This is a genomic window from Calothrix sp. PCC 6303 (assembly GCF_000317435.1).
GTDB lineage: Bacteria > Cyanobacteriota > Cyanobacteriia > Cyanobacteriales > Nostocaceae > PCC-6303.
Genome location: NC_019751.1, coordinates 3202352 through 3217635 on the forward strand (window position 1 = coordinate 3202352; position 15284 = coordinate 3217635).

Genomic DNA, 15284 nt, shown 5'->3' on the forward strand with positions numbered 1-15284 from the left:
CCATGCTGAGAAATATTGGTAAAACTTCAAATATTCAACTTGGCAATTATCGAGTTAATATTTTAATCTTATTTGTTGCAGTAGCCGCATTTGCTGCTTCATTTTTGATTACCTATCTATCTCCACATAAAAAGCCAAAAGGTTGGCAGAATGCGGAGAATTTAGCACCAAAGCCTTTATTAAAAACAGTATTATCTCAAAAATCAATTCGCAATTTTGATATTTCATCAGTTAAAGTTTTAACAATCCCATCTCGCTCTGATGGAAATTTATATATTTTCGATTATCGCTCTTCCCAGCTTTGTGGTGCTGCTGGATGCTTATACTCGGTTTATAACGAATCGGGAAATATACTTTTAGAATTTATTGCTAATCCCTACCTACCACAGAAGGAAAATTTAATTCAAACAACTGATATCGATAATTCTGGATTTCCCTGTTTGATAATTACACAAGCAACATCAACAACAAATATTGTTTCTAGAACTAGATATTGTCATCACACAGATAAATATATACGTTTGAATCAAGCTTTAACAGAAGTCGGTAAGGATTTGAAGACAGAGGATTAACTATATGTCGAATTACTCGCAAACTCAGCCAGCTAATTCTAGCTTACAAATCGAGAGACTACCCAATTTAGTTAAATCGCAATCTGGTTTGATGCTGTTAGCTTGTTTTGTTGCGATCGCCCTTTCCAAGCTAGTCTCAGAAACCAATAATAAAAGCAAAGTTGCAACAAGTTATTGGGGTGGTGGTAAAGAAAAATCAAGAGCTACATATAAGGCTAAAAAGCAAATAGCTAAACCAACTCGTAACTCGGTTGCTTTGTATATTGGAACTCCTCGTAATATGCAAATTAATCTCCAAAAACAATGGTATCGATCGGGTTTTATCAAGACCCAACCAAATAATTTCCCTCCCTTCTCTTCTGCAAACCCTACTCTATATGTTCCCGACGCACAAAGAGGAATAGCGGTAATTGGTGCAGCTGGTTCTGGTAAAACTTTCTCCGTAATCGACCCTTTAATCCGTAGCACATTTGACCAGGGATTCCCCATGCTACTGTACGATTTCAAATTTCCAGCACAAACCAAACGCGCTGTTGCTTATGCGATGAAGCGGGGTTACACCGTGAAGATATTTGCACCGGGTTTTCCAGAAAGCGAAACTTGTAACCCTTTGGATTTACTACGAGATGAAGAGGATGCGATTTCCTCTGGGCAAATTACTCAAGTTATCTCCCGCAACTTCGATAGAGGTGGAAATGCTAGTAGTGACAAGTTTTTTGAGGAAGCAGGGGATTCTTTAGTTGAGGGGATTTTACTTGTCACCAAAGCAATTAAAACCTTAACTGGTGAGGCTAAATACTGTGACTTAATGATGGCACAGGCAATTCTATCTTTACCTAATTTAGCAGCAAGGCTGGAATTAGCATCAAAAGAAAAGCTCAAAGTTTGGACTTCTCGACCATTATCGCAGTTAATCAGTGTTAAGGATTCGGAGAAGACTGCTGCGTCAATTATTGGAACTGCACAAAGAATGTTTCAAAGATTTCTCAAACGTGATTTTGTTGGTGCATTCTGTGGGAAAACAACGCTACCACTGGATTTAGATGGGAAACAGTTAATTATTTTTGGGTTGGATAGAAACAACAGAGATATTGTCAGTCCCCTACTTGCAGCAATCCTCCACATGATTGTGACACGGAATATCACCCGGACTGTACCGCGTAGAGATCCTCTAATAGTTGCTTTGGATGAGTTACCAACATTCTATTTACCAGCACTCGTTAATTGGCTGAATGAGGGACGTGAAGATGGTTTTGTAGGGATTTTGGGGTATCAAAATATTGCTCAGTTGGAGAAAGTATACGGTAAGGAATTAGCAAGGGCAATTCTGGGTGGTACTGCAACCAAGTTTATCTTTAATCCCCAAGATCCCGAATCAGCAAAGCTTTTCAGTGATTATTTAGGAGAGATGGAAATTAAGTTTAATTCTAAATCTCGCAGTACGGGGAAAGGGGGAGGTTCCCGCAGTAGTAATGAACACCACCAAAAACGACATTTATTGGAACCCGCACAATTCGCCAAGATGGGAACGGGGAGAGCGGTGGTAATTAACCCAGCTTACACCCGTGGGAATGAGGCTTATGTTCCTCTGCTGCAAGCGATGAAAGTACCAAAATCTGATATTGAAGAGATGAATTGGTCAGAAAATAAGTGGGATTTTGTTAGAGAAAAATTGATTGAATGCAATGGAATTAAAATTAGCGATGAAGAACGTTCCCAACAGTTTTTAGAACGGAGAGAATTAGCTGAAAAATTATTTCCAATGCCAGAAGATAATAAAAATGTTCCTTCTGTCGAAGAATTAAAAAATATTTTCTAGGTTTCATATTATGGAAGCGTTAAAAGTAAGGCTTAACAACAAAACTTTATCTGTATTATCGCTTTATCCCGAATGGTTGACGATGGTTAACCAAGCTATAGATAAACCACAGTTTGGAATACATTATATTCCCAGAGTTATAGAAGTGTTTGATCAATATGGATTACTAACAGGAAGGATTAATAGCTCTTTATCCTATGAATCTACACGCAACCTCGAACAAGAAAGTGAGTTTATAGCTTGGTTATTAGATGGAGAATTAGCTGTACTTTATGTTGGTTCTGAGTTAGTAGTCAACCGACTACAAATATTAGCTATAGCATTTGGAGAATTATTGTGATGCCAGATATATTTGTTGTGGATGCTGGTGATGCTAATTCGATGCAGCAGTATTATGAGCAAGTAATTGAAGTGTTGCTCAGAGCATTATTAGATACAAAACAAGATAATAATGATAAACAAGGATTGAAAATATTTGATAATGATAAATTAGTTTATGGACATGATGATAGTCAGTTTCGTGATGATCTTTTAAGTTTATCGGGACAACTTTTAAATCCTCAACTCATTACCCAATTACAACAATTACGTTCTACGCCAGTTGGAGAAGTAGTAGAGGGTGCAATTAATAAGAGGGTTGAGTTAGATGGGGAAATAGTCTTACAGTCAGATAAAGATGGAAAAGTAATTATTAATCAATTATTGCAGTCGGAAATTGTTAGAGATATCAACCAGGAAAAAATAGAAGAGATTAATAGTTTAGAAAATAAGAATGGTAGTAATCAAATTATTTATCCAGAATCTACATCAATAAAAAATAATGAAATTGATAACAGCATACCCCAGATTTCAGGCTCAACACGAGTTACCGAATCATTAAAAGCTTTAGAAGATAGCCCATTAAAAACTTTATTAAGTGCAGAAATGGAGCAATTACAATCAGAAATTAAAGCATTACAACAGGAAAGAAGTTTGTATCAAGAGTTAATCCAACAACGATTACAGCAACCACAAAATACATCATGGTGGCAACAAATCAAGAATAATGCTTCTATCGTTATTACTAGCTTCACATCTGCTGTGAAAGTCGGAATACGTGAGTTTCAAGATAACTCAACTCAGCATCAATTTGCAGCATCAATCAAAAGCTTATTTCACCTCCAAACGCAAACAGGAGATAGCCAGTATCAAGCTGGTGATTATCAAATTTATCGTAGTGGTTCGCTGTATGAAATTAAAGAATTGGCAACAAACAGACAAATAATGCAGTTTAGTTCGACTCCTTTAGGGTTGAGAGTTGAGAGCAGTAATCTTGAAAATAATCATATTAAGGATTTGACAACATTACAAACTTCACTACAACGAAATGAATTTGTTCCAGCATCCTTTGCTCCAGCAGGAAAACAGGAAGCAGAATATTTTGCTCGTGTTGAGAGGATTACAAATGCACTTGTACAATATGCTGTTATACAACAAAAGGAAGTCGTAATTGATGGTGCATTTTCTTATAAATGGCAAGCTAATCCTGATGGAAATGCAATTATTGAAGCGAATGATGGAAGGGGCAATTTATTTGAAAAAGCTGGAGGTAAGGTAAAGAGTAATATGAATGAGCGAGATTTAGTTTATTTTGAGCAAATCTTACCTAAATTACAAGCAAGCTCTCAAAAAGAAGCCGTAAATTCTCTCAAATCAACTAATCATCAAGAGAGGTAATTTAATCTATGAATAGTTTATCTGATTTGAACTTGCTAATGGATTCTGGTGTTCCAATGATCTGTATAAACACTCAAATCCAAGAAAGAATGAATTTGTTGAGAAAAATCTATGTTGAATGCACTGCTCGTAAAAATATCCCTCTATATTTATGGACTGCGGGATGGGGATGCTTGAAGCTAATTCGATTTAGGTCGAATCATAAAATAGATTATGTTAATCTACATACTCAATATCAAACCCTATTTACTAGCTTTGATTATCTCTTGGATTCTAGAGAAGCTGGAGTTTTTTTATTTGAGAATTTACTATCTGCAAATAGCCCAGATGTTCGCAAGATAAGTTCTCATCTTGTCAATATCTATTTTGAATTAGAAAATAATCATACTGGTAAGTATCTCATTATTATTTCAAATGATGCTACTCAGCTACCTGATAGTTTAAATCGCTTAGTTCCATCTATATCTATGCCACTACCCAGTCAGGGTGAGATTTCTGATATTGTTGATGATGTTTTAATTTTATATCCAGATTTTGATAATTCCGATAATTCGATATTAGTTAATGCAAGTAGTGGTTTGACCCAAGAAGAAATCCGTTTAGGATTAAAACTAGCGTTGCACTCCTGCGATCGACCTACAATTGATGTTCTAGCTAAACATTTACTCGAATATAAAATCAATCGTTTTCGTTCTTTCAATCTTAATTTTGTTGGCTTACCTAATTCTCCGGATTTTGGTGGTTTAGATTTGCTGAAACAGTATATCGAAAATGTCAAATACGACTTTTTACCCCAAGCGCGAGATGCTAATATTTCTCTCCCCAAAGGTTGTTTGCTTGTGGGACCACCGGGAACGGGAAAGACTCTCGCTGCGAGTGCGATCGCACAAATCCTCACTCTCCCACTAGTGACTGTTGATACCGCAGCAGTTATCGCAGGTGGTGCTATTTATCTCAAGCAGCTATTGGAACGGGTGAAAGCCTGCGCTCCTGTGGTACTGTATTTTGATGAGTTCGATAAGTTATTTACTGCATCTAATGAATCGGGGGAAGACATTAGTTCTCGGCAAATTCTGGGGACGCTGTTGACTTGGTTACAGGATAAAACCAGTGCGGTGTTTGTTGTTGCAACTCTGAATCGACTTGATGCGCTACCACCAGAATTAACCAGGGTGGGAAGGTTTGATGAGATATTTTACGTGGGATTTCCCCAAGCGATCGAGCGTAAGCAAATTTTGATGCTGCATCTTACCAGATTTGATGAGCGGTATAAACATGATGATGTGCTAACAGAGAAGGAATGGCGGATTATTCTGAATAAAACTGTTAATTGCACTGGTGCAGAGTTAGCGAGGATGGTGGAGAAAGCAGCGCGTGTTTTGTTTCACCAGGGTAGGGAGATGGAAATTGGGTTGCAGGAATTACTTGAGCAACGAGAAATGATGGTTCCTTTGTATGTGCGGGATACGGATCGGATATTGGCGATCGAGAATCGTGCAAAATATATTTGCCAACCAGCATCCAGTACCGATACATCGGAATTTGCACCCGTCATTACTTCCTTTTGGGGTGATAGATAAACTGCGTTGGTGACATTCCCGGAGGGAGTATCGCTTTTATTAATTAGGTAGTTGGGATGTCTTCTTCTGGTGGATGTAAACCAGCTTGAACCCAAAAACCTCGCGCACTTTGAATTGAATCTCCCTGTGGATAACGTTCGTCGTTCATGTCGAGACGTTTGCAAGTAGCTCGACCTGTCGGAGTTATGCCGATTATTTGCCTTCCATCTACCGACCACACAAAATGTTCCGACCAAATTTGTTGGCGAGGATTGAACAAAGGTACTATTGTTTTTGTTGTTTCATCAAATCCTGCAACAAAATTGTAGCGGCGTTCGTTACAGCGACGACAAGCTAGCGCTAAATTGTCAATATCATCATTACCACCGATTGATTTGGGTATCAAATGGTCTACTGTAAACCTTGTTGTGGAAATACGTTCGGGGGAGTGGCAATATTCACACAAATAATTTGCCCGTCTTCGCACGCTTTCTTTGGTAGCGTCGTCAATCGTCATTTTTGAGCTACTATCATCGCGTTTATATGGGTGAATATTCTGTCTAGCTCTCCAATTTCCTCTAGCTCGATGATTTCTTCAGGTGTTAATAAATCAGCTTTTTTCCGTTCTAGTAATTCTTCCATTCGTACTTGCAGTTTGTCATTAAATTTAAACAAGTTGAAATTTTCCAGCTTTTCGACTCGAATGCTGGAAAGCAAGGATGAAGGTCTAGCAATTACAGTCGTCATAGCAAAGTGCGATGCAATTATATTATGTAATTCTATTGTACTGGCTCGAACCGAAGTAGACTTGCTATTTTTACCCTGCTGTCCTAAATAATGTACCATCAACCGCATAGACAGCATTAAATCCAATTCTTTCCGACCAAAGTGCTGCATCGGCTTGTTTTGTTCGCATCTTGAGGCTTGTTACAAGTAAATCATCACCTATTTCATATTCGCCCGTTTCTACATTAATCGAGATAATTTTGTCAATATTTTCTGGTGTTTCTACTCTTAGACGAATACTGTTTTCGTAGAGTTCTTTACCACGTTGGGTTATTTCTTCGTCGCTAAGTTTGGGTTTGGACATAAAGCCAATATTCTCACTTTAAATTCCGCAAGTTTCTATCTCGATTGTAAAACAGAAGCAATTTAATCGGGTGAGTGCTACTTAAGGGTTATATGGCGTTTTCCAGGCAACTGAAGTACGCACGAACATTTTATATCAAAACAAGTAGCTTTAAAATATACCTCACTAGATTGAGAACCGCTATATACGTGCAATATAAAGCGATCGATAATCGTGCAAAATATATTTGTCTGAAGTGAACTCAATGTTTATGCGAAACATTCTTGCAATTTTGATATAATAAATTCTGTATCTAAGTTTCGCCCAATAAATACTAATAAATTTTGTCTTTCTTTTTCATTTTGCCAATCCAAATCATCAAGCATAAACCGTCCCCCACTGACTAACAAAACATGTTTTTTGGAACTTTCCTCAAACCACATGATACCAATGCATCGATATATATTAATTGGGTATATATTATCTAAAAAATTTTGAAATTTCTTTACAGAGAATGGACGATAACTTTGGAAATTAACTAAAGAAAGAGAAGCATCTTTTATTTCACGAATATAAAAATGAATGTTATCCAGATGTAAGTTGGAGATAAATGGCAGTAATACTTCTGAATTTTTACAGCGAATTATTCTTGACCCTTCTTTTATATTATTGATTTCTGATTTTAGTAAGTCCAACTTTACTGTACCAACTAAATCAGTTTTATTTAGCAGAACAATATCAGCATAAGTAATCTGACTATATGCGGCTTCCGAATTAAATAAGTCTAAGCTATAATTATCCGCATCAACTACTGTTATGATAGATTCTAGACTAGTTAAATCTCGCAATTCGGTGCCAAGAAATTTTAAAGCTATTGGTAATGGATCGGCAAGTCCCGAAGTTTCAATAATTAAATAATCATAGGATTCTTCGCTTTCTAAAATTTGAGTAACTGAATTAGTATTGTCAATACTACCACCATAATGAAAACCACAAACTTTACATTTATTATCTTCATCATAAGGAAAACCTTCCATCATAATTGCATTATTAGGCTCCTCATCAATATTTATCTCTCCAAATTCAAAGACTGATATTGCAAACTTTAAATTTGAGACTTGCTTAATAATATTGTTAATTAACGTGGATTTTCCACTACCTAAAAATCCACAAACAATAATTACCTTTAACCTTTTAGGAAAATTATTTAGGATTGTTTTAATATTAAGATCATAGCTTTGAATCGACTCATCAGAATTAATGTAGTTAGCGATCGCTCTAGCTTCAACTAACTGTATATAATCATCTTTCAAACTCAAGTCATACTGAATAGTTCGCAAATGTTTGCGGATAGGATCGTCAAGAGGATATCCTTTCTTCAAGGCTTTTGTAAAAGCTTGAATATATCTCTGACTTTTTGCTGCCCTGATTTTATAGGGTAATAGCATCTCCAATTCAATTTCTTGTGCTTTTTGTAGTGTAATATTAAGTGTTTCAATTTTGATATCTAAGCATTCTCTTTCAAAAGAATATGCTTCTATTTCTCCCTCAAATTCCTTCTCCTTATCCAGTTCTTGTAAAAATTGGTCTACTGCTTGAGAATATTCTACATAAGGGTCAGCTTTTGGTGCTTTGGTAATTGGGAGTTTATAACCCTGCTCATCAAAAATTATTATCTTGGGTTGAGTTGCCGTTTGGGATTCAATTTCGATTTTGCGGCTAGTATAATCATGCAAATCTTGCACCAGAATCCACTCATTCTTTTCTCTTTGGGCTGCACCCTCCATACCCTCTATCAAATAATGAGTGTAGATAGAAAGGTGAGGACGTTGTTGCTCATCAGTACCAGGTAGCTGATAAGAAACTTGTGTGGAACTCGAAGATGCAAGAACTACTCTACCTTGAGCTTTTAAAATTTCAAAATCAACAGTTTCTTCTCCTTTATTTAAAAGAAAAGCAAATTTACCACTAAAACAACAATCGAGTATGACGATTATTCGCTTTGATTTGCTTATGCTCATCTGGCGATGTAAAAATGAGGCAGCAACTGCACTACTTTCAACTAAACGTTCTTTTTCTTTCCGTGTTCCCTTTGTAGAAAGATGTAGTTCTCTGCTAACATCGTTACCTAACGCGCCATGACCTGAGAAATAAAATAGCAACAAATCATCTTTACTGCGTCCGCGAAAAAAAACCTCTATTGTCTCCTCCATTTGTAAACGTTGAGGATTAAATAAGGTATCTACCTGAAAATTACCCTTGCTTGAATCTTCTAAGACACGCTGCATCTCCTCAACATCTCTTAAACTTCCAGGAAGATTTTCAAAACCTTCCCCGTATTCACTTACGCCAATCAAAAGGGCATACCTACTATTTGTTGTCATCTAAAGATTGCAATGCTGCGATCGCAGCAATAAATTTTTCCATATTTTGCATTGTTACTGCTAAATCTTTTTGGTTTTTACCTTTAAACTCAAATTCTAAGTCTTTATATTTAATTTTTGCTTCTGTTGAGGTTCCAACTAAGCGTTCCCATAACCATTTCGTCATACCTTTAATACTATCTAAATTAATTTTTATGTCTAAAACACCTGATTCTGTCTTGTCTCCCTTTGATTTTAGACTACTAGCTTCTGGTAGTTCTGCTATTGGAAGACGATTGACATCCTCTACTAATCCTTGAATCTCGCCCGTAATATTTTGTAATAAAAGTTCTAATTCTTCCTCGTCTGTCTCGCTATCCTGCAAAATTAGGAGAATTTCGATATTCGATTGTTCGCTCATAATAAATTATTGCTACAGAATACTAAATTAAATTATAATCTTAAGTCACTTAAATAAACATCTCTGAAAATGAGTGTAGGGATGTAGTATTGCTAGGACTTTACGAGGGTTTCAGGCAAAGAATAATTAATTTTTGCAGATATCTATATTGATAAGGGATGCGATCACGCATTTGCTTAGATTTGGTTGGGAGTGCGATCTCGCGTTTTAGTTTCAGGGGTTTATTTGGGAATGCGAGCGCGCTTTATTTTGAGAGGGTTTGTTTGAAAGTGCTATCACACTTAGTTTTGAGTATTTTTTTGGGAGTGCGATCGCTTGGTTGAATAAAGCTGTATTTAATGATTGTGTTATGGCGATCGCAATATACAGCGATCGGGAATCATGCTAAATATATTTACCAACCAGCATCCAGCACCGATCCCTCTGAATTTGTACCCATTATTACTTCCTTTAGAGGCTAAGATACCTTCTTCAAGTATCATGTAGCTCAGCGTTCGCTCATTTTTGACCCGAAAATTTAATTAACCGTTACAGGGGTTACAATCTAGTCTCTACAAGCAATTCCGGAATTTTGAGTTCAAACAAGGTTTTAGCCATTTTTATGGTTTATACCCCTCTACGTCTTAAATAGATGCTTCTAGGGGCTTAATAAAAAGGTAATATTTATTACCTTATATTCCCTGCTTACTTAAAAAATGCCCTTTTCCCTTTGAATTAAGGCTTTAATTCAATTTGAAGTTTAAAAATAAGCGAACGCACAGTGTAGGATTACATCGAGCTTTTGTAATTTTGTGTTAACCGAACCCCATATTCTTGAATCATGAAGTCGAGCCTATATCCGAGCAGTAGCAGGTAAAGCAGGCTTAAATCTTTCTATCCGTGAATACGATTATGGGGTAGATGGCAACTTTGATGAAATAGCTATCCGCAACAATCGACGGGTAGAATCAGGCTTTTCCCTGAGTTTCCAATTAAAAGCTTCAACCCAATGGCAACGAGACGAAAATACTATCACCTACGATTTAGAAGCCAAAACTTACAACGATTTAGTTATTCGTCGCAATTTTCGGATGGCTGTACCTTGCATTCTCATTCTATTCACCTTACCTCCAGATTCATCCCAATGGTTAATATACGATGAAGACGAAATGCGTCTGCGTGGAAGTTGTTACTGGGAATACATAAGCGGCAAACCAACCACCAATCGCCAAAGTGTTAGAATTAGGATTCCTCGACAGCAACAGCTAACTCCAGAATCGTTGTTAGGTTTAATAGATAAGGTAAAAACAGGAGAGTGGTGATGACGCAACAAATTTCAACAGAGGAATTACAAACCCACCCTTTCAAAATAACCGATGTTGTATCTTACCTTCACCAACAAGGATGGCAAGCAGTAAACCACCCCAACCCGCGTTTATTGGTTTTTCAAGGTGAGAAAGATGATACAGGAAATCCCATCCAGCTTGTTTTACCCAGCCAAAACAGCTTTGAAGATAGCGATGTCTGACGACAAGCCGCTTCGCGTCTACGCATACTTAAAAAAGCCATAAATTTACTAGCAGCGATGCTCCAGGGGAGCCGCTACGCGAACGCACAAAAACCTCCACAAGAAATTATCGACATAATCAATCAAATACCAGCTAAATCAAGTTGATTGAGTATTTTGTAGGCTACGTTAAAAATCAAGGGCGATCGCTTTGCTCCCCTCTGAAAAAGTATCGCCCATTTAGCCCATAAATTAGGTTGCTCCCTCTTCTATAGCCTTAGTAATCAACGTTTCAATACCTTCCCTTGCACAAGCATTGAGAAGCGCGATCGCTTTTCGATTTCCCTTTTTGGCAAAATATCCCCATATCGACAACCAATCTTGTAGTGACAGTGCATACATACTTTGAAATTCTTCCTGGATTCTGATTCTACACTCAACGATATCCCTGGAAAGTCTTAAATTTGCCAAAGATTTTGCCTTCTTCGGTGATTCATGAATAAACCAATCTGCACTTCGGTTGATACACCTGAGTCCTTCCCGATAATCGATGCGATATTCTCCAGAATGCAAAACTAAAACCTGCAAACTAATATTTGCATCAAATCTAACCTGAAGTGGTTCGCCAGATTCGACCAGATAATTACCAGTAAAAAAATAGCAGTTGAGAATAGGATTTGGTTCGGATTCATTATCGGATAAAGCTTTAATTATGCAATACCAATCATCACGAGAAATGTTGAAGCGATGCTTCTGCAAATGACCTTCTCTCAAAAGAGTAGATAGGTAAATTGCTGCGACTGAGAGAGGATAAACTTTCACTAATCTCCCATTTCCAACTCGAACAATATGGGTTTCCAAGCGACGCGATTCAATAAATTTTTGCACCGCTTTCTTCGACCGACCAACCAACAATGCCATTTGGCGATCGCTCATCAATTTTGGTCCCTCTGGTAATTGATAAGTCCTCCAAATCTTGCCGGAAAACTGCCAATGGGAATAGGTAACTTTGGGATATCTGATGGGTTTTGGGTCGGTTTTTATGTTTTTTGATTGCTTCATAAAGCACCAACTTACAACTTGGGTCAAGAATAAGAAGAGGAAAAGGGGCAGGGAGCATAGGGGAAAGGCTTGCTCACCCCGCTCCCGTTCGGACTTCGGCGTGAGCGCTCAGTCGAACGCTGACGCTCACGGCGGAAGCCTGCTCATGAATTCTCCCTGCCTCTTCCGGTCAACAATAGGGAACGGACACTAGAAAAATGAAGTGATAGATGACACCCAAAAATCGCTGCAATGATAACGAATCAGCAGACAAACTTTATACAAACATTAAAATTGCTTTAAGCTAGTTCATCCTAGCTTAAAAATCAATTTACGTAGCAACTGCTATGGAGTAGGATTAATTTATTCCTGGAGATTAAAATAAATCGAGGTAAATACGAGAAGCTTTATTTACATTAATTTTTCTATTACTTAAAAGTATATACTGATAAAAATTGCCTAGTATTTGGATGTTATTGATTCTATTACAGCAAATATGCTGTTAGTTGCTGCCTAAAAACGCCTATTTGAAGTGTGAAAAGCTAGGCAAAAACCAACTTAACTGTCTTTATTTCCCTATAGTCACTACTTTTCACCAATTTTAAGAGGCTTTTCATCCGAGAATAGAAATCGGTAGATGGTCAATTTATTGACTTTACATACTGAATTTTGTTAAATTTCCAAGTTTTTGATTACAAGGCAGCAATTATCAAGCAAGTAACTACATCTAAGCTTGAAAAAAGCCATATTCGTTTTGTCATCTTCCAGAAAACTGCTTTGCATTGAGCGAAGATACTACAACTTGTTTGGTTGCGTGGGGTAGAAGTTGTTTGGCTTTAGTAAAACTTTGTTCGGATGGAATTGCGACGATGACTTTGGGTATGGTTTTGAGTAGTTGTAAGGGTAATGGTGCGCGATCGTCATCCCAGACGAGATAGATTGTTCGCTGCTGGTGGGGTGCGTTTTGGGAGATTGCGTGCAGTGCATCGATGGGAGAAGAAACTAAAATAGCGATTTGTGGTGATTTTGTATTACCACCTCCGACGCTCAAATGGAACCAACCCTTTGAACGTCTGCTTTCTGGGTACATCTGAAGTTGCTTTTTGTCTTTTGAGACTAATAAATAAGCTCCTGTTCTTTCTCCATCTAGGTTGCGAGCGATAAATACTCCGTTCCCAGCATCATCTGCATATATCAAATCTCTTTTTCGTAAGGTCTGTGAGAGTTGAGATGGAATTAAATATTGTTGCCTCAAATAATTTTCTAATTCTTGCCAATGGGAAGGACAACTGGAAGGTGGAATGAATGGTTTTGGTAACTTCTGCTCAATAATGTTTACAGCTTGGCTAATTGCATGATTATGAACAGCTTGCAAAACTGGGGTTTCGTCGAAGCGATCGCATAACCAAACCACCGCATCATTAAAATTACAACCGTTTGTTTGCATGACCAAATCAAGCGCATCAGCATGAAATTGCTTGCTGGGATTGATTCCAAGTTCATAAGCGATCGCTTCCAATGATAAATCTTGTTTTGCATCGACGGCTTTTAATATCTCTAGCTCCCGTTCTAGTCTCTGTCGTAACTCTTCACTTCTGGACGCTGTTTCTTTCCACTCCGCTCTTTGTTGGAGAATGCGATCGCGCTCCGAAAGTTGACAATTTATTATCTCCAATTGGGGATTCAATAGCTCAATAAGCCTTTGTCTATACTTTTCACTGCTTTCTTGTGGTTCTGGTTGGGGAATAATCTTTCCCCAGTCGAGAATCTGAGAACTTTGGTTAACGGCAGAATAATACTTTCTAACTTTCTCGTGGGTTGCCACACTTCCCTTGACACCACGGACAATTCCCAAATGTGCAACAGCAGCAACAAAGCTATCCTGCAACTCGTACATTTTTACTCTAGTCCCAAACAGAGCTTTGCAATTGAGTTTTCCCCGTTCATCCAAAGGTACGAGATAAGCGTGGATATGGGGTGTAATTTCATCTAGATGTAACTCTGCTTGAACAATGCGATCGCCCCAAGATTTATGCAGCCATTTTACAGCCGCATCAACGAAATTATCTAAACGCTGTTGCTCATAAATCCCACCTTCGTGCGGAGCATGGGGACGGAAATATTCTGGACTCGCACTCAACAACATTTCCACCGCTAACACTGCGTCAGAGCGAATTTTTTGCGAGCCGATTTTTTCCCGCACCAAAGTTTCTAAGCCAAGATTTGTATTATTTCCAATTAATTCTAAATTTTTTATTTCCGGGTTGGCATTAGGTGTATCAACCAGTCGAAGTGTATGCGCTTGGCTACGACTCAGAGTTCCCCAGGATTTTATTTTCTGGATGCGACAAATTGCAAAAGCCATGATTGATGATTTTTGAAGCTGTTGGTAGTAGTTAAAAAATAGCTATATCTTCTCTTTCCAATTACCCATTCTATTATTTTGGTTTACATTCTGTTACTAATAAGAGCAAATGTTGGGCAAAACAGAATTTTTTTAGAGATTTCCCATTGAAAAATACAATTCATTTTATCCGTTACTATCATGTATTTTTATCGGTGGGAAAAGTTGATTTCCAAAAATACCCAAAAATACCCAATAAATCTATCTTTTCACTGAAGTTCAGATAAGTATTAGATGAATCATGTCTTTGTGTATAAAGGCTGAAAGTATCGAGTAATTGCAAGTTCAAAATCTTACTCAGTAAATTAGCTATACTAAATCAACTTTATTTGTCTAGCCTTTAAATGCTTGTCTTGGTGATAATATAGCTTATTATCTATTATTTTATACTTAGTTATTCTATAGAATTAATCTATTTTTTATACAGGTGTTTGCATCCATCGTTCAAGCTGGTTTTGACTCAAGTTTAAGCTATTGAAATTACTCCTACTTATTTGCTAATAAATGAGTAAATGTTTTAACTCATGAAGTAAATCGAATGAAAAGGAGTAGGAAATATGTTTCACACATCAAGTATGCTTATCGGAAAAATAACCATACAACAACTATTGTTCGAGAATCAAGAACTATCTCTAAATTCAAATTATTCCTCGGCTATTTTTATATTTTCAGCCATGAATACAGGAAAAAGGTGTAGTGTGTTTCACCGATGAATTAACATACAGCCTAAAATTTTTATGCGAGATTTTTTGGGTGATGTTGAAGATTTGTAGGAAGCGATAACTTTGTTAAGCTTCGCTAACGCAACTTTTTCTATTTAAAACTAACTCCAAC

Annotated in this window: 15 protein-coding genes; 8 read left to right on the forward strand and 7 right to left on the reverse strand. The window is 37.3% G+C overall.

Annotated features, from left to right (window positions below; all coding sequences use genetic code 11):
• Window positions 1-2: 2 nt before the first annotated feature.
• From CAL6303_RS13220 to CAL6303_RS13240, 5 genes are read left to right on the forward strand one after another with little or no spacing between them, the layout of a single operon-like run.
• Window positions 3-572, forward strand: coding sequence for a hypothetical protein (locus tag CAL6303_RS13220; protein ID WP_015198317.1), 570 nt, complete (start codon window positions 3-5; stop codon window positions 570-572).
• A gap of 4 nt (window positions 573-576) precedes the next feature.
• The gene (locus CAL6303_RS13225) at window positions 577-2391 is read left to right on the forward strand and encodes a type IV secretory system conjugative DNA transfer family protein (protein ID WP_015198318.1); all 1815 of its coding nucleotides are present in this window, start codon (window positions 577-579) and stop codon (window positions 2389-2391) included.
• Window positions 2392-2401: 10 nt separating this feature from the next.
• A complete protein-coding gene (locus tag CAL6303_RS13230; RefSeq protein ID WP_015198319.1) occupies window positions 2402-2731 on the forward strand; it encodes a hypothetical protein in 330 nt (109 codons plus the stop codon).
• Window positions 2731-4107 (forward strand): hypothetical protein, encoded by a 1377-nt coding sequence (locus tag CAL6303_RS13235; protein ID WP_015198320.1) that lies wholly within the window; start codon window positions 2731-2733, stop codon window positions 4105-4107. The genes CAL6303_RS13230 and CAL6303_RS13235 overlap by 1 nt, the downstream gene beginning before the upstream one ends.
• Window positions 4108-4115: 8 nt before the next feature.
• Complete coding sequence (locus tag CAL6303_RS13240; RefSeq protein ID WP_015198321.1) at window positions 4116-5687, forward strand: AAA family ATPase; 1572 nt, start codon at window positions 4116-4118, stop codon at window positions 5685-5687.
• Window positions 5688-5730: 43 nt separating this feature from the next.
• Here CAL6303_RS13240 and CAL6303_RS13245 read toward each other — a convergent pair whose 3' ends face one another.
• The 5 genes from CAL6303_RS13245 to CAL6303_RS13270 all read right to left on the reverse strand — a co-directional run bounded on the left by CAL6303_RS13245 (window position 5731) and on the right by CAL6303_RS13270 (window position 9519).
• Window positions 5731-6183, reverse strand: a complete 453-nt coding sequence (locus CAL6303_RS13245; protein WP_015198322.1) for an HNH endonuclease — start codon at window positions 6181-6183, stop codon at window positions 5731-5733.
• Entirely contained in the window at window positions 6180-6413 is a 234-nt protein-coding gene (locus CAL6303_RS13250) for a hypothetical protein (protein WP_041740528.1), read from the reverse strand. Before CAL6303_RS13250 ends, CAL6303_RS13245 begins: the two co-directional genes overlap by 4 nt.
• A gap of 70 nt (window positions 6414-6483) precedes the next feature.
• Window positions 6484-6756, reverse strand: coding sequence for a hypothetical protein (locus CAL6303_RS13255; RefSeq protein ID WP_015198324.1), 273 nt, complete (start codon window positions 6754-6756; stop codon window positions 6484-6486).
• Between the two features lie 248 nt (window positions 6757-7004).
• A complete protein-coding gene (locus CAL6303_RS31640) occupies window positions 7005-9119 on the reverse strand; it encodes a GTP-binding protein (RefSeq protein ID WP_015198325.1) in 2115 nt (704 codons plus the stop codon).
• Entirely contained in the window at window positions 9106-9519 is a 414-nt protein-coding gene (locus CAL6303_RS13270) for a hypothetical protein (protein ID WP_015198326.1), read from the reverse strand. The genes CAL6303_RS31640 and CAL6303_RS13270 overlap by 14 nt, the downstream gene beginning before the upstream one ends.
• Before the next feature lie 259 nt (window positions 9520-9778).
• On the opposite strand from CAL6303_RS13270, the gene CAL6303_RS31465 reads away from it, so the two are divergent.
• From CAL6303_RS31465 to CAL6303_RS31145, 3 genes are all read left to right on the forward strand, one after another.
• On the forward strand, window positions 9779-9907 hold the full coding sequence (locus tag CAL6303_RS31465) for a hypothetical protein (RefSeq protein ID WP_255348458.1): 129 nt from the start codon (window positions 9779-9781) through the stop codon (window positions 9905-9907).
• A 448-nt stretch (window positions 9908-10355) separates the two neighbouring features.
• The gene (locus tag CAL6303_RS13275; RefSeq protein ID WP_203225974.1) at window positions 10356-10820 is read left to right on the forward strand and encodes a DUF4365 domain-containing protein; all 465 of its coding nucleotides are present in this window, start codon (window positions 10356-10358) and stop codon (window positions 10818-10820) included.
• On the forward strand, window positions 10820-11026 hold the full coding sequence (locus CAL6303_RS31145; RefSeq protein ID WP_015198327.1) for a hypothetical protein: 207 nt from the start codon (window positions 10820-10822) through the stop codon (window positions 11024-11026). Before CAL6303_RS13275 ends, CAL6303_RS31145 begins: the two co-directional genes overlap by 1 nt.
• A 231-nt stretch (window positions 11027-11257) precedes the next feature.
• Here CAL6303_RS31145 and CAL6303_RS13285 read toward each other — a convergent pair whose 3' ends face one another.
• Window positions 11258-12067: a hypothetical protein gene (locus tag CAL6303_RS13285; RefSeq protein WP_015198328.1), complete on the reverse strand. Its 810-nt coding sequence runs from the start codon at window positions 12065-12067 to the stop codon at window positions 11258-11260.
• Window positions 12068-12803: 736 nt separating this feature from the next.
• Window positions 12804-14411, reverse strand: a complete 1608-nt coding sequence (mobV, locus tag CAL6303_RS13290) for a MobV family relaxase (RefSeq protein WP_015198329.1) — start codon at window positions 14409-14411, stop codon at window positions 12804-12806.
• Window positions 14412-15284 lie beyond the last annotated feature (873 nt).

Coding starts and splice junctions, on each gene's coding strand:
- CAL6303_RS13220 (WP_015198317.1), top strand. CDS start 3: ATGCTGAGAAATATTGGTAAAACTTCAAATATTCAACTTGGCAATTAT.
- CAL6303_RS13225 (WP_015198318.1), top strand. CDS start 577: ATGTCGAATTACTCGCAAACTCAGCCAGCTAATTCTAGCTTACAAATC.
- CAL6303_RS13230 (WP_015198319.1), top strand. CDS start 2,402: ATGGAAGCGTTAAAAGTAAGGCTTAACAACAAAACTTTATCTGTATTA.
- CAL6303_RS13235 (WP_015198320.1), top strand. CDS start 2,731: ATGCCAGATATATTTGTTGTGGATGCTGGTGATGCTAATTCGATGCAG.
- CAL6303_RS13240 (WP_015198321.1), top strand. CDS start 4,116: ATGAATAGTTTATCTGATTTGAACTTGCTAATGGATTCTGGTGTTCCA.
- CAL6303_RS13245 (WP_015198322.1), bottom strand. CDS start 6,183: ATGACGATTGACGACGCTACCAAAGAAAGCGTGCGAAGACGGGCAAAT.
- CAL6303_RS13250 (WP_041740528.1), bottom strand. CDS start 6,413: ATGACGACTGTAATTGCTAGACCTTCATCCTTGCTTTCCAGCATTCGA.
- CAL6303_RS13255 (WP_015198324.1), bottom strand. CDS start 6,756: ATGTCCAAACCCAAACTTAGCGACGAAGAAATAACCCAACGTGGTAAA.
- CAL6303_RS31640 (WP_015198325.1), bottom strand. CDS start 9,119: ATGACAACAAATAGTAGGTATGCCCTTTTGATTGGCGTAAGTGAATAC.
- CAL6303_RS13270 (WP_015198326.1), bottom strand. CDS start 9,519: ATGAGCGAACAATCGAATATCGAAATTCTCCTAATTTTGCAGGATAGC.
- CAL6303_RS31145 (WP_015198327.1), top strand. CDS start 10,820: ATGACGCAACAAATTTCAACAGAGGAATTACAAACCCACCCTTTCAAA.
- CAL6303_RS13285 (WP_015198328.1), bottom strand. CDS start 12,067: ATGAAGCAATCAAAAAACATAAAAACCGACCCAAAACCCATCAGATAT.
- mobV (WP_015198329.1), bottom strand. CDS start 14,411: ATGGCTTTTGCAATTTGTCGCATCCAGAAAATAAAATCCTGGGGAACT.